The following is a 13,527-nucleotide window of genomic DNA, read 5'->3' as shown; positions in this document are numbered from 1 at the left end:
CCGCCGCTCAGGGCCCCACTGCTCAGGACCCCACTGGCCAGGACACCACTGCCCAGGGGAACGCCACCCGCGAGCCCGACGCCCTCGACCTGGGGCTACCCGACCCGGTGCGCGCCCCCGGGCTGCCGGAGGAGGTCCGGATCCACGAGGTCGGGCCGCGCGACGGCCTGCAGAACGAGGGCTCCCTGGTACCCGTCGAGGTCAAGGCCGAGTTCATCGGCCGACTCGCCGCCGCCGGGCTGCGAACCGTCGAGGCGACGAGCTTCGTTCACCCGAAATGGGTACCCCAGCTCGCCGACGCCGAGGAGCTGGTACCCCGGCTGGCCGACCTGCCCGGGCGTCACCCCGGTCTGCGGCTGCCGGTGCTGGTGCCCAACGAGCGCGGCCTCGACCGCGCGCTCGCCCACCACGCCACCGACATCGCGGTGTTCGCCAGCGCCACCGAGACCTTCGCCCGGCGCAACCTCAACCGCTCGGCGGACGAGGCCATGACGATGTTCCGGCCGGTCATCACCCGGGCCACCGAGGCCGGCATCACCGTCCGCGGCTACCTCTCGATGTGCTTCGGCGACCCGTGGGAGGGGCCCGTCCCGATCGACCAGGTGGTCCGGTACGGCGTCCAGCTGCTGGAGATGGGCTGCGCCGAGCTGAGCCTCGGCGACACCATCGGCGTGGCCACCCCCGGCCAGGTCGGCGCCCTGCTGGCCGGTTTCGCGCAGGCCGGCGTGCCGGTCGAGCGGCTCGCCGTGCACTTCCACGACACCTACGGCCAGGCGCTCAGCAACACGCTGGCCGCGCTGCGCGAGGGCGTCACCACGGTGGACGCCTCGGCCGGCGGCCTGGGCGGCTGCCCGTACGCGAAGAGCGCGACGGGCAACCTGGCCACCGAGGACCTGGTGTGGATGCTGCACGGGCTCGGCATCCGGACCGGTGTCGACCTGCGCGCGCTGGTCGCGACCAGCGGCTGGATGGCCGAGCGCCTCGGCCGCCCGAGCCCCTCCCGCACCGTCCAGGCGCTGCTCGGCGCCGCCCGGGGCTGACGCCGCCCCGCCCGACTCCCCGGTGCCGGCCGCCCGTTCGGTCCGGCCGGCGCCGCGGCACCGCGGTCACTCGCTTCCACCGCTTTCGTCCGCGCTCATCCGTCAACCACACCGTGCGACCGTCACACCGTCAGACGGACGCCGGTCATCCCGCTCACGCCCGCGGCCAACCCGGCCGGGCACCAGGAGGATCAGATGCTCGACCACCGGCTCAGCAGCGAGTACGAGGAACTGCGGCGCACCGTCGCCGAGTTCGCCCAGGACGTGGTGGCGCCGAAGATCGGCGAGTTCTACGAGCGGGAGGAGTTCCCCTACGAGATCGTCCGCGAGATGGGGCAGATGGGCCTGTTCGGTCTGCCCTTCCCGGAGGAGTACGGCGGCATGGGCGGCGACTACTTCGCCCTCGGCCTCGCCCTGGAGGAACTCGCCCGCGTGGACTCCTCGGTGGCGATCACCCTGGAGGCCGCCGTCTCGCTCGGCGCGATGCCGATCTACCGGTTCGGCACCGAGGAGCAGAAGCGCGAGTGGCTGCCCCGGCTGACCTCCGGCGAACTCCTCGGCGCCTTCGGCCTCACCGAGCCGGAGGGCGGCTCGGACGCGGGGGCCACCCGCACCACCGCGCGGTACGACGAGACCACCGACGAGTGGGTCATCAACGGGACGAAGTGCTTCATCACCAACTCCGGCACGGACATCACCGGTCTGGTCACCGTCACCGCGCTCACCGAACCGCTCGCTCGTTCGAGTGAAGAAGGCGAATTCCGCTCGCCTGTACGGGAGATCTCCTCCATCATCGTGCCCACCGGGACCCCGGGGTTCCAGGTCTCGAAGAAGTACTCGAAGGTCGGGTGGAACGCATCCGACACCCGCGAACTGTCCTTTACCGACTGCCGCGTTCCCGCGGCCAACCTGCTGGGCGAGCGAGGCCGAGGCTACGCCCAGTTCCTGCGGATCCTCGACGAGGGCCGCATCGCGATCGCGGCCCTGGCCACCGGCCTGGCCCAGGGCTGCGTCGACGAGTCCGTCAAGTACGCCGGCACCCGCCGGGCCTTCGGCCGCCCGATCGGTGCCAACCAAGCCATCCAGTTCAAGCTCGCCGACATGGAGCTGCGCGCCCACACCTCCCGCCTGGCCTGGCGGGACGCCGCTTCCCGGCTGCTGCACGGCGAACCGTTCAAGAAGGAGGCCGCGATCGCGAAGCTGTACTCGTCCGAGGCCGCCGTCGACAACGCCCGCGAGGCGACCCAGATCCACGGCGGGTACGGATTCATGAACGAGTTCCCGGTCGCCCGCTTCTGGCGCGACTGCAAGATTCTCGAGATCGGGGAGGGCACGTCCGAAGTCCAGCGCATGCTCATCGCCCGGCAGCTCGGCGTCACGTCGTAGCAGTCGGACGTTAGGAACAACAGGCAAGGCGACCGCGGGAGTTCGCGGGAGGCCTCAGGGGATCACGATCACCGGGCGGTTGGCCCGCCGCGCCAGCCGCCCGGAGACCGAGCCGAAGATCTTGCCGAGCAGGCCGTGCGTCGTTCCGACGACGATCGCGTCGGCGGCGTACTCACGGCCGACCTCCTCGATCTCGTGGCAGATGTCGCCACCCCGCTCGATCAGGATCCACGGCACCCCCGCGAGGAAGTCCGCACAGGCGAGTTCAAGCCCCAGGACCTCCGTGCGGTGGTCCGGGAGATCGACGAATACGGGAGGCTCACAACCCGCCCAGACGGTGGCGGGCAGGCGGTTGGCGACGTGCACGATCACCAGGCCGCACTGCGAACGGCGGGCCATGCCGACGGCGTAGGCGAGGGCGCGCTCGCTCGACAGCGAGCCGTCGAAGCCGACCACCACGCCGTGCTGGAACACCGGGTCGAGGGAACGGCCGGGCGACTCGTCCGCCGACGGGCTGGCATGCCCACCGACCGGGCCGGAGGCCGTGCCGGGACGCTCGGAGCCGTGGCCGTGGCCGGGACGGCCGCCCGTCACCGGTGGCACCACCGGGTCGGCCGGGCACCCGTCACGTCGCTCGCGCGGCCCCGGGCGGTCGCGCGGCCCCGGGCGGTCGCGCCGGGCGAGGCTGCCACGACGGAGGCTGCGCAAGGCGCGTGCCAGGCGCTGGAGTTCGGGCCGTTCAGGGCTCGCGACGGCTGGCCGGGCCGCGTCGACGGCACCGTGCCGCCGGTCATCCGGTTCACCGGTCCGCTCTCCAGGACGCTCACTGCTCCGCTCGCCGACCGGCCGGAGGTGGCCCGGGGACTCGGCGTGCGGGTCGGCGCCGCGGTCGGCGCCGGCTTCGGCTCGGCCACCGGCGTCAACACCACCGGCGTCAATACCACCGGCGTCGACGCCACCGCCGGCACGGCCTTCGGCGCGCGCACCAGGCCGGTCGCCCGCGCGATCGCCGGTGCACTCCTCGGCACGCCCGTCGAGACGCCCGTCGGCGCGCCCGCCGAGCTGCTCCCCGCGTTGCCCGTCGGCCGGGTCGGGGTCGGTACGGACGTCGTCTCTCTGGGGCCCTGCGTCCGCGCTGCGGGGCGCATCCGGTTCGACCGGTCGGGAGAACTCAAAACCAGCCATGGCTCACGGCTCTTCAAGGGAGAGGGGCCGACAGGAGAGGACAACGCTGCCCGGGCGACAGGCCCGCCCACGGGATGACGTCGGTCTGCGCCGCGCAGCACCGTATGTGACCTGTTCCTTTCAGAGTACGACGAGGACGGGGCCCAGCCCAGCGGCGAAGCCCCGGAGCGACGTTGTTCCCGCGAAAGGAGGATGCGCCCGCCGTGGCAGTGCGCCCTGCCCGCAGGCGATCGCGCCCCCTCCAGAACGGAGGTTCTAAGGAGCTTGACTGAGCGGACCGGGCGGCGCAACAGGCCCGTGGGACACCGTGACCGGACTGTCATGGATTGGCGACGATCCGTTGCCGGACGTCGCGAACCGTCACGCCCCGCGAGCCCCGACCTGCTCTCGGACCCGTCCGGGCCCGCCCCGTCCATCGGGGGTCCGGGCCCTTTCAGCCACTTCGTACGGCTTCGCGACGCGGTCTGGCATTTGCCAGGTGCATAGGCGCGGCCACTGGCACCATGCTCGGCATGCCCCTGCTCCTGTTCGACCTCGACAACACGCTGCTCCCCCGGGACGCCGCTTTCCGGTCCTGGGCGCAGGACTTCCTGTCCGAACACCACCTGCCGCCCGGCGACCTGGACTGGTTCGTCACCCTCGACGGCGGCGGCTACGTGCCGCGCAGCACCGTACTGTCCGCCGTCCGGCGCCGCTACGGCCTGGACGCCTCCGTCGAGTTCCTGCTCGCGCACTTCCGACGCGGCATCAACTCGCACATCCACTGCCCGGCCCGGAACATCGAGGCGCTGCGGGCGGCGCGGGCGGCCGGGTGGACGCTCGGGATCGTCTCCAACGGCGGCACCCGGCCGCAGTTGGAGAAGATCCGACGGACCGGACTGGGGCCACTGGTCGACGGCTGGGTGATCTCGGAGGAGGCCGACTGCGTCAAGCCGGATCCGCTGATCTTCGAGATAGCCGCCCGGCGGTGCGGCATCCGACCGGTCGGGGACTGGACGGCGCACACCTGGATGGTCGGGGACCACGCACCCGCCGACATCGCCGGCGCCGAACTGGCCGGGCTGCGCAGCGTCTGGCTGCACCACGGCCGGCCGTGGGCGGAGAACGGCTACCGGCCCACGCTGAAGGCCGCCGGTCTGCCGGAGGCCGTCGGTCTGGTGCTGGCCGCGCGCAACGCACCCTCGGCCCGGTCGAGCCTCCGGTCGGACATCCGGCCGGGCGTGCGGCCGGGCGTGCGACCAGGGGTTCGCGCGGGCGATCCGGGCCAGCGCCAGGCGGCCGGGGCACCGGTACGCGCGACGGCGCTGATCGGCGCACGCACCGGCGTACGTCCGACGGTGACCGCCCCGGAGGGCCCGAGTGCGCCCGCTCCCGTGAACACCGGGACGGCCCTCGCCCCGGCGGGCGGAGCGGCGTCCGGAGCCGGGTCCGGTGTCCGAAACCGATCAGGCGGGTTTGCTGCGATCGCCGACGGCCTCCAGGGCGCGGGGGCGCGGAGCGGGCCGAGGGTCGCGGCGGCTGAGGGCACGCGTCCGGGCGGCGGGGCGGATCCGATCGCGAACGTCGAGCGGGCCGTCGCGCTGGTCCGGCCAACGCCCCTCCGTACGGCGGCCGGTGGGGGCGAAGGTGCTGGTGGGACTGGTGGTGCGGGTGGGACCAAACCTGCCCGGACGGTGTTCGCCGCGGTGCCGGTCACCGCGGCAACGACCGTGACGACGCTGGCCGTTGCGACGTCGGCCAGTTCGGCACCGACCGCCGCGGCGCCGCTCGCCATCGCCCCGATCGGCACCGTGGCCGCCGCGGCGGCGGTCGGCCGGTAGCACCGGGCCCCGGAGCGGTCCGCGGGCCGGGGGCCCGGAACCAGCCACCGAACCGGGCCCGCGGCCGGTCGCGCTCCCGCCCCGTGCTCCCACCCCCGCCGGTCAGCCGACCGACGAGGTCCGGCTCCACCAGCAGGTGGGGGCCTGCTCGGTGAACCCGAGGGCGCGGTAGAGCGGTTCGCCGGCCGAGGTGGCGACCAGGGTCGCCGGGCGCTGCGGATGGGCGTGGGCCAGGGCGGTCCGCAGAACGGCCCCGGCCACTCCCTGACCGCGCTGGTCAGGAAGGGTGGCGACCCAGTACACCCCGGTCGCGGCGCCGTCGTCGTAGGTGAGGCAGGCGCCCGCCGGTACGCCGTCGACACGGCCGATCCAGGCCCGGCAGCCCGGCTCCCGCAGCAGCGCTTCCGGGAGCGCCTCGCCGCGGGTCCAGGGCTGCCGGGCGGGCAGCGGGAAGCCGTCCACGACGGTCCGCTCGACCAGCGCGAAGGTGTCGCCGTCCAGCGCCTCATCGGCCGTCAGGATGCCGCCGCCGTGGGCCCGTGCGACAACCGGCAGCCCGGCCGGTAGCCCGGCGGGCAGTTCGGCGGACGCCCCCTCGACCGGGCCGGGCTCGCGCGCCATCACCGGCATGATCGGCATCCGGGCGGCTCCGAACCGGGTCAGGTCGAGCCCGCCGTACGGGTCCTCCAGGGTGAAGCGGATGGTCCCCCACGCGTCCAGCAGCTCCGCCAACTGCTTTTCCACGTCGGCCGGTTCGGCGTAGGGGCGGGTGACCACGAAGCGCTGGGAGTCGTCCGGGGTGCGGGCGCAGCGGACGGCCGTGAGGCCCGGTCGGACGTGGGAGCGCCAGCCGTGCGCACGGGCTTGGGCTAGCCAGAAGGCGGCGGCGTTGTCGTTGGCCTGTTCGAGCCGGCGGTCGGTGTTCACCGCAGGACCGTAGCCCCGCGGCCGCGGCGGCGGTCCGGCCGCCCCGGCACTGGCCGGATGAAGCCTGGGAGGCGCACGGCCGGCGCGCGTGCGCCCTCCCGTGCACCGCCGATTTTCGGTCAATTTCGTGCCGCGTCCTCCCGCTTGGGCAAATCCGCAGCCCAGACCCGCCTCCCGGGTGCCCGGAAGCCGGACGCCCCAGGAACCGCCCCGCGACAACCAGCCACCGTTGCACCGGCCCTCTTCCCAGAAGGGTCGACGGGTGCCACGCTTCGTGATCGAATGCATCACGCCAAATTGCCATGTCGACATAGCGTCGGATGGTGAACTTGTCACAACGGCAACGGTCCACCCGATAGATTTCGATCTTGGCCAGCAGTGCCGCACCACCCACACCACACCACCGAGGGGGCTTGAGCGCCTTGAGCAGGGTGAGCAGGAGCGACGCGGGTCCTGACAGCGGCCAGGCGCCGGCCGGCACCACGAGTCGGCCCGTGAGAAGCAGCGCGATCGCCACCACCACCCGCGCCTCCGGCACCCCGGGCAACTCGGGCCCCGCCTCGCACTCCCCCTATCCCGCCGTGCCGTCCGCCACCGCCGGCCAGGCCCCGCCCGAACACGGCGGCCCGGCCCACGGCGGCCCCGCGTACGGGAGCCCGACCCACGGCAGCCCGACCCACGGCAACCCGACCCACGGCAACCCGGCTTACGGCAACCCGGCGCAGTACGGGGCCCAGCCGGTGCAGGGCGGACACCAGCACTCCGCCGGACAGCCCGTCAGCCGAGGTCCCGTCAGTCCGGCCCAGATCTACGGCGGCCCGCCCCAGTCCTACGGCGGCGACTACCCCGGCCACCCCGGCCACCCCGGCCACCCGGGAAACCCCGGCTACCCCGGGAGCCCGGCCCACGCCGGCAACCCGGGCTACCCCGGCCACCCGGCCTACCCCGCCGGCGGCACGGCCCCCGGGCTGAACGGCTCCGGCGGCGGCCTCGCCCTGGGCACCGCCCCCGGCCACGGCCCGCTGGGCCACGGCGGGCCGGGCGGCAACGGCTCCCCGACCGCCCAGGCGACCATCGGCGCCCCGCGCAAGCTGTCCGGTCGGCGCCGCCGGGAGACCGTCGCGGTGCTGATCTTCGGCGGCGCACCGATCTTCGAGAGCTCCATCCCGCTCTCCGTCTTCGGCGTGGACCGCCAGGACGCCGGGGTCCCCCGCTACCGACTGCTGGTCTGCGCCGGTGAGGAGGGCCCGCTGGCCACCACCGGCGGGCTGACCCTCTCGGCGCCGTACGGCCTGGAGGCCCTCGCCCGGGCCGGGACGATCGTCGTACCGGCCTGGCGCTCGATCTCGCAGCCGCCGCCGGTCGAGGCGATCACCGCCCTCCGCAAGGCCCACCACGAGGGCGCGCGGATCATCGGACTCTGCACCGGCGCCTTCGTGCTCGCCGCGGCCGGCCTGCTCGACGGCCGCCCGGCGACCACCCACTGGATGTACGCGCCGACCCTGGCCAAGCGCTACCCGCGGGTGCACGTCGACCCGCGCGAGCTGTTCGTGGACGACGGCGACGTGCTGACCTCGGCCGGCACCGCCGCCGGGATCGACCTCTGTCTGCACGTGGTCCGCAGCGACCACGGCGCCGAGGCCGCCAACGCGCTGGCCCGCCGCCTGGTGGTGCCCAGCCGCCGCAGCGGCGGAGGACAGGCCCAGTACATCGATCAGTCTTTACCGGAGGAGATCGGCAACGACCCGCTGGCCGAGGTGGTCACCTGGGCGCTGGAGAACCTCAACCAGCAGTTCGACGTCGAGGTGCTGGCGGCGCGTGCCTACATGAGCCGGCGCACCTTCGACCGCCGCTTCCGCACGCTCACCGGCAGCGCGCCGCTGCAGTGGCTGATCACCCAGCGGGTGCTCCAGGCGCAGCGGCTGCTGGAGACCTCGGAGCTGTCGGTGGACGACGTGGCGCGCCGGTGCGGGTTCCGGTCGCCGGTCGCGCTGCGCGGGCACTTCCGCCGCCAGCTCGGGGTCTCCCCGGCCGCGTACCGGACCAGCTACCGGGCGCGGCGCCCCGGGCAGCAGTCACCCGCCCCGGCGGGGGCGCACGGCGCCGACCTCCGGCTGCCCGGTGCCCTGCCGCACGCGGCGGCCGCGGCGGGCGGCGGCCTGTTCGGCGGCGCGGTGCACGGCGGGCCGCAGGCCCACCCGTACCCGGCCGGTCCGGGGGCGCAGGCGCCGACCGGCCAGCCGGGACAGCACGGGCAGCCGGTCGGGCACGGACAGCCGGTGCCGCACGGGCAGGCCGGTCCGTACGGTCCGGGGCAGGTCGGGACGCCGGCCGCCCAGGGCTTCCACGGCCGCGCGGGTCAGCCGTACCCCCACCAGCAGGCCGCGCAGCAGCCGCACCCCGGGCAGCAGGGTGTGGCGCGCGGTCCGGGGCGGTCGCCGCTGGTCCCGCCGCAGGCCGGTCCGGGCGCGGGGCGTCCGCCGCGCACCGCCGAGCACGCGGCGGCCGAGGACGGCCACCCCCAGCCGGGGGCGCGCGGCCAGGGCCAGGGGCACCGCAGCGCGGTCGAGCGGCCCGGGGACGAGCCGGGTGCGGCCGGGCGGGCGCACGGCGCGCCGACCGGCCGGGTGCCGGCCGGTGCCGCCGGGCAGCCGTCGGCCGGGGCGGGCGACCTGCGGGGCCGGCAGGCACGGGCCCCCCAGGTCCGTACCCCGGGCGCCCGGGCCGCCGCGGCGGACGGTGGCCGGACCGGACGCGAGGGCCACGCGGTCCGATCCGGCCGGGAGGGCGAACACCCGGACGGCCCCGGCGGCCACGGCGGGGCCGAGGAGCACCAGGCCGAGACCACCGCGGCACCCCGGTCGGCTCCAGCGGTCCCCGCGGCGCGTGATCGCGCCGTAGGGTGAGTTGCGTGAATGACCGTTTGGTATGGATCGACTGTGAAATGACCGGCCTCGACCTCGACCGGGACGCCCTGGTCGAGGTCGCGGTGCTGGTGACGGACTCCGAGCTGAACATCCTCGGCGAGGGTGTGGACGTCATCATCCGCCCGCCGGTGGACGCTCTGGCGAACATGCCGGAGGTGGTGCGGGAGATGCACACCTCCTCCGGCCTGCTGGAGGAGCTGGCGCAGGGCGTGACCCTGGCCGAGGCCGAGGAGCGGGTCCTCGCGTACGTGCGCGAGCACGTGCCGGAGGCCGGGAAGACGCCGCTGTGCGGCAACTCGGTGGCCACCGACCGCGGCTTCCTGGCCCGGGACATGCCGGCCCTGGAGAAGCACCTGCACTACCGGATCGTGGACGTGTCCTCGATCAAGGAGCTGGCCCGCCGCTGGTACCCGAAGGCGTACTACAACAGCCCGCCGAAGGGCGGGAACCACCGGGCGCTCGCGGACATCCGCGAGAGCATCGACGAACTGCGGTACTACCGCGAGGCGGTGTTCGTCCCGCAGCCCGGGCCGGACGCCGACACCGCGCGCGCCATCGCCGAGAAGTACCGGGCCGCGACCGACTGACCGCACCCGTCGCAGAGTCGGAGGGGGTGCCCTCGTCCAGCGGAACGAAACCCTGGCGCGAGCACCCTCTCGGATCCTGTAGAGTTCTTCCTGTCGGAACGGGAACGCGAGAGCGGGAACGGACCGGACAGATGGTGGGTGTAGCTCAGTTGGTAGAGCACCTGGTTGTGGTCCAGGTGGCCGCGGGTTCGAGTCCCGTCACTCACCCCAGAGCCTGAGGGGCCGATCTCTTCAAGAGATCGGCCCCTCAGGCGTTTTCGCGTTCCCCGATCAGGCGCGGGCTCAGTTCCGCCCGGCGGCCCGGGATTTCCGTCCGGCCCCTGCCGCAACAAGCTACCGGCTAGTAACATCGTCGCCATGACCACTCCTTCGATCGGCCAGATGCTCGACGCCACCGTGCCGATGGCGCACACCCTCAAGCTCGAGTACCTGGAGACCACCCCCGAGCGCGCCGTGCTCCGGCTGCCGGACCAGCCCGCGTACCACAACCACGTCGGCGGCCCGCACGCCGGCGCGATGTTCACCCTCGCCGAGTCCGCCAGCGGCTGCATCGTGATCGCCGCCTTCGGGGAGCAGATGTCCCGGGCCGTGCCGCTCGCCGTGAACGCCGAGATCGCCTACAAGAAGCTGGCCATGGGCGACGTCACCGCCACCGCCGTGCTCGGCCGCCCGGCCGCCGAGGTCGTCGCCGAGCTGGACGCCGGCGGCCGCCCCGAGTTCCCGGTCACCGTCGAGATCACCCGCGCCGACGGCGCCGTCACCGGTGTGATGACGGTCACCTGGACCCTGCGTCCCAACTCCTGACCCCCGCGCGGTCGGTGGCCCCGGAAACCGCAGCCCGGGGCCACTCGCGCGATGACTGTCCGTGACGGCGGGCGTGACCTCACCCCCCGCCCGCTCGTTCTCAACTCACATGCGAGCCAATCACGCGACCGAGCCCCAGGAACCCGCCCCCCGCGGCGTCGCCGGAGCACGGCGGGCGTTCGCCCGGTGGCTCCCCCGCCCCCGCACCGTCGCCGCGGGCGGGGCCCTGCTCGCCCAGCTCTGGGGCGTCGGCGCCACCGGCGCGTACGCGGCCACGGCCGCCGCCGAACCGCCCCCCGGACAGCCCCGGTCGGCCGTCCGCCAGCCCCTCCACGACGGAGCCGCGCCGAACGGGCAGTCAGCCGCCCGGCCGCCCGGACCGGGGCGCTCCGCAGCCGCCGAACCCGGCCGCGCACCCGGGCCCGTCACGGAACCCGTCGACGGGGCCGACGGGGCCGCCGACGCCGTCGACACCCTCCAGGAGCGCATCCGCTCCGGCGGACTCCCCCTCCCCGGACAGGGCGCCGCCGTCCCCGACGCCTTCGCCCTCGCCTCCGGCCTGCTCGGCACCGTCCCCGCCCAGGGCCGCCCCGGCGAAACCCGCGCCTCCCGCGAAGGCGAACCCTCCGCACTGCCCGCCGGCCCCCGGCCTCGCTCCGGCACCGCCGACCCGACCGGCACCGCCCGGCCCGACACCGCCGGAACGCCCCCCGTCCAGGAGACCGCGGCCCACGAGGGGCCGGACGCGGCCCGACCCACCGGCCCGGCCACGGCCACCGACAGCGCCGCAGCCCCGGCCGCACCCCCCGACAGCGGCACGCCCGAGGCCCTCGCCCTCACCGACACCGCGACCGTGACGGCCGAGACGGACGGCGCCGCCACCGCCACCGCGGTGCTCGCCCCCATCGCCGCCGGACTGCTGCTCACCGGCGCGGCCATGTGCAAGCACCGCGGACTGCCGCGCGGACACTGAGCCGGCGTCCGGCTCAGGGCGCCAGGACCACCTCCGGCAGCGGGAGTTCCCGCCCGGGCACGGAAAGCGGACGGGGTTACGCCGATGCGGACGGGGGTGACACCGATGCGGACGGCGCCCAGCGCCGGGTGGACGGACTCGGCGTTCGGGTCGGAGTCGACGGTGAAGCGGCGCAGGCCGACGGCCCGGGCCCGGCGGCCGTCAGCGGAAGACGCCCGGCGGGGGCGTCGGGGAGGGGGCGGCGGTGGCGTCGGTGGCGGGGACGGCACCGGCGGTGAAGTCGGAGAGGGTGCGGCCGTGTTCGACCCGGCCGTGGGAGGAGTCGGAGGCGACCCGGCGGCTCAGGTCGGCGATCGGCAGCGGGGTGTGGGCGGCGGCCAGGACGAGGTTGCCGAAGCGCTTGCCGCGCAGCACGGCGGGGTCGGCGGTCAGGCACAGTTCGGGGAAGACCGCGCCGAGCGTGGCGACCTGGGAGCGGGCGAAGGGCAGGGCGCCGCCGTCGGCGATGTTGGCGGTGTACCAGCCGCCGGGGGCGAGAGCACGGGCGGCGAGGGTGGTGAACTCGACGGTGGTGCAGTGGGCCGGGGTGCGGGCGCCGGAGAAGACGTCGGTGATGACCAGGTCGACACTGCCCTCGGGGGTGCGTTCCAGCACCTCGCGGGCGTCCGCGCCGCGCACCTTGATCTGCCAGCCGCGTTCCAACGGGAGTTCGGCGCGCACGAGTTCGGTGAGCGCGGTGTCGATCTCGGCGACCTGCTGGCGGGAGCGCGGCCGGGTGGCGGCCACGTAGCGGGCCAGGGTGAGGGCGCCGCCGCCCAGGTGCAGGACGGTCAGCGGGCGGCCGGCCGGGGCGACCAGGTCGATCAGGTGGCCGAGCCGGCGCTGGTACTCGAAGCCCAGGTGGGTGGGGTCGGCGAGGTCGACCAGGGACTGCGGGGCACCGTCGATCAGCAGCGACCAGGCGTGCGGGCGGTCCCGGTCGGGGCGCAGCTCGGCCAGGCCGGAGCCGACCGGCCGGGACAGCGGACCCTGGGCGTGGCTGCGGCCGTCCGAGCCGGTGGTGAGCGCCGGTTCGGGGCTGCGCGCGGCCCTGTTGCTTCGTCCCATGTCGGTCATTATCGCCGGAGGCGGCACGGGCACAGCCGACGAAGGCGGCACGGCGCAGTCCCCGAAGGCGACACGGGCACAGTCCCCGAAGGAGACAAGGGCAGCGTCGCCGCAGAAAGGGCACACCCCTGGTCAGGGGCGTGCCGCGGGGATCCGGCCGGAGGCGTACGGGCCCGGCGGGGTCCGCGCGGCACGCCGCTAGAACGGGCCGAGGCCGCTTGCGGTGAGCGTGCAGGCGGCCTCGCAGAGGGCGGAGCGGAGTACCCAGGCGTCGGTGGGGCGGGCGGCGCGGCCGGCGCCGGCGGGCGGGATGACCCAGCGCGGGTCGGTGGTGCCGGGCACCAGGGCGCCGGCCGTACAGGAGCTGCCGGGCAGGTGCCAGGTCTCCCAGGTGCCGGCCGGGACGAGGAAGGAGACGGTGCTGCCGTTGCGGCTCTGCAGGACGGCCCCGCAGGCGCGGCGCAGCCGCAGGATGTCGACGGCCTCCAGGCCGTGCCGCAGGGCCACCGTCACGGTGTCGCAGCCGGTGACGAGGGTGTCCTCGGCGGGGACGGGGTGGTCCCGGCGCAGTCCGCCGCAGGCACCGCGGCCACCGTCCACCGGACCGCGGCCCCGACCGCGGAACCGTTCATCGTCGGGGTCGGGCAGCAGGGCGGGGGCGGCGGCGAGCACGCCCCTGGCGACGGGTCGGTGCTGTGGCAGTCCGGTGGCCATCATGGGCCCTCCTGTTACCTCGTCGGGTCGGAAGCGGTGCCGCCGGGGGCCGCGAGG

Annotated in this window: 10 protein-coding genes, 1 tRNA gene and 2 pseudogenes; 9 read left to right on the top strand and 4 right to left on the bottom strand. The window is 75.1% G+C overall.

The window, feature by feature from the left end:
* The first annotated feature begins 89 nt into the window (after positions 1 to 89).
* Both ACZ47G_RS24415 and ACZ47G_RS24410 read left to right on the top strand, forming a co-directional pair.
* Positions 90 to 1,040, top strand: a complete 951-nt coding sequence (locus ACZ47G_RS24415) for a hydroxymethylglutaryl-CoA lyase (protein WP_465745948.1) — start codon at positions 90 to 92, stop codon at positions 1,038 to 1,040.
* A gap of 195 nt (positions 1,041 to 1,235) precedes the next feature.
* A complete protein-coding gene (locus ACZ47G_RS24410) occupies positions 1,236 to 2,426 on the top strand; it encodes an acyl-CoA dehydrogenase family protein (RefSeq protein ID WP_465745901.1) in 1,191 nt (396 codons plus the stop codon).
* A 54-nt stretch (positions 2,427 to 2,480) separates the two neighbouring features.
* On the opposite strand, the pseudogene ACZ47G_RS24405 reads toward ACZ47G_RS24410, so the two are convergent.
* Positions 2,481 to 2,927: pseudogene (locus tag ACZ47G_RS24405) on the bottom strand (universal stress protein); the annotation flags it as partial.
* Positions 2,928 to 2,990: 63 nt separating this feature from the next.
* Between ACZ47G_RS24405 and ACZ47G_RS24400 the strand changes: the two are divergent.
* On the top strand, positions 2,991 to 3,689 hold the full coding sequence (locus tag ACZ47G_RS24400) for a hypothetical protein (protein WP_465745899.1): 699 nt from the start codon (positions 2,991 to 2,993) through the stop codon (positions 3,687 to 3,689).
* A gap of 434 nt (positions 3,690 to 4,123) precedes the next feature.
* Complete coding sequence (locus tag ACZ47G_RS24395) at positions 4,124 to 5,431, top strand: HAD family hydrolase (RefSeq protein ID WP_465745897.1); 1,308 nt, start codon at positions 4,124 to 4,126, stop codon at positions 5,429 to 5,431.
* Positions 5,432 to 5,533: 102 nt separating this feature from the next.
* On the opposite strand, the gene ACZ47G_RS24390 is transcribed toward ACZ47G_RS24395, so the two are convergent.
* Complete coding sequence (locus ACZ47G_RS24390; protein ID WP_465745895.1) at positions 5,534 to 6,358, bottom strand: GNAT family N-acetyltransferase; 825 nt, start codon at positions 6,356 to 6,358, stop codon at positions 5,534 to 5,536.
* Between the two features lie 1,073 nt (positions 6,359 to 7,431).
* Between ACZ47G_RS24390 and ACZ47G_RS24385 the strand changes: the two are divergent.
* From ACZ47G_RS24385 to ACZ47G_RS24365, 5 genes and pseudogenes are all read left to right on the top strand, one after another.
* Positions 7,432 to 8,434, top strand: a pseudogene (locus tag ACZ47G_RS24385) (helix-turn-helix domain-containing protein); the annotation flags it as partial.
* Between the two features lie 835 nt (positions 8,435 to 9,269).
* Complete coding sequence (gene orn / locus ACZ47G_RS24380) at positions 9,270 to 9,872, top strand: oligoribonuclease (protein ID WP_465745893.1); 603 nt, start codon at positions 9,270 to 9,272, stop codon at positions 9,870 to 9,872.
* Positions 9,873 to 10,006: 134 nt separating this feature from the next.
* Positions 10,007 to 10,082 (top strand) — tRNA-His (locus ACZ47G_RS24375).
* Positions 10,083 to 10,229: 147 nt separating this feature from the next.
* Positions 10,230 to 10,676, top strand: coding sequence for a DUF4442 domain-containing protein (locus tag ACZ47G_RS24370; protein WP_465745891.1), 447 nt, complete (start codon positions 10,230 to 10,232; stop codon positions 10,674 to 10,676).
* Positions 10,677 to 10,785: 109 nt separating this feature from the next.
* On the top strand, positions 10,786 to 11,649 hold the full coding sequence (locus ACZ47G_RS24365) for a hypothetical protein (protein WP_465745889.1): 864 nt from the start codon (positions 10,786 to 10,788) through the stop codon (positions 11,647 to 11,649).
* A 201-nt stretch (positions 11,650 to 11,850) separates the two neighbouring features.
* Here ACZ47G_RS24365 and ACZ47G_RS24360 read toward each other — a convergent pair whose 3' ends face one another.
* Together ACZ47G_RS24360 and ACZ47G_RS24355 are read right to left on the bottom strand one after the other, a co-directional pair.
* Entirely contained in the window at positions 11,851 to 12,756 is a 906-nt protein-coding gene (locus ACZ47G_RS24360) for a spermidine synthase (protein WP_465745887.1), read from the bottom strand.
* A gap of 198 nt (positions 12,757 to 12,954) precedes the next feature.
* Positions 12,955 to 13,473 carry a hypothetical protein gene (locus tag ACZ47G_RS24355; RefSeq protein ID WP_465745885.1) on the bottom strand — a complete coding sequence of 173 codons (519 nt, stop codon included), beginning with the start codon at positions 13,471 to 13,473 and terminating at the stop codon, positions 12,955 to 12,957.
* Between the last annotated feature and the right edge of the window lie 54 nt (positions 13,474 to 13,527).

The organism is Kitasatospora sp. NPDC030952, from assembly GCF_055571335.1.
This window is presented reverse-complemented; position numbering and strand designations above follow the sequence as displayed.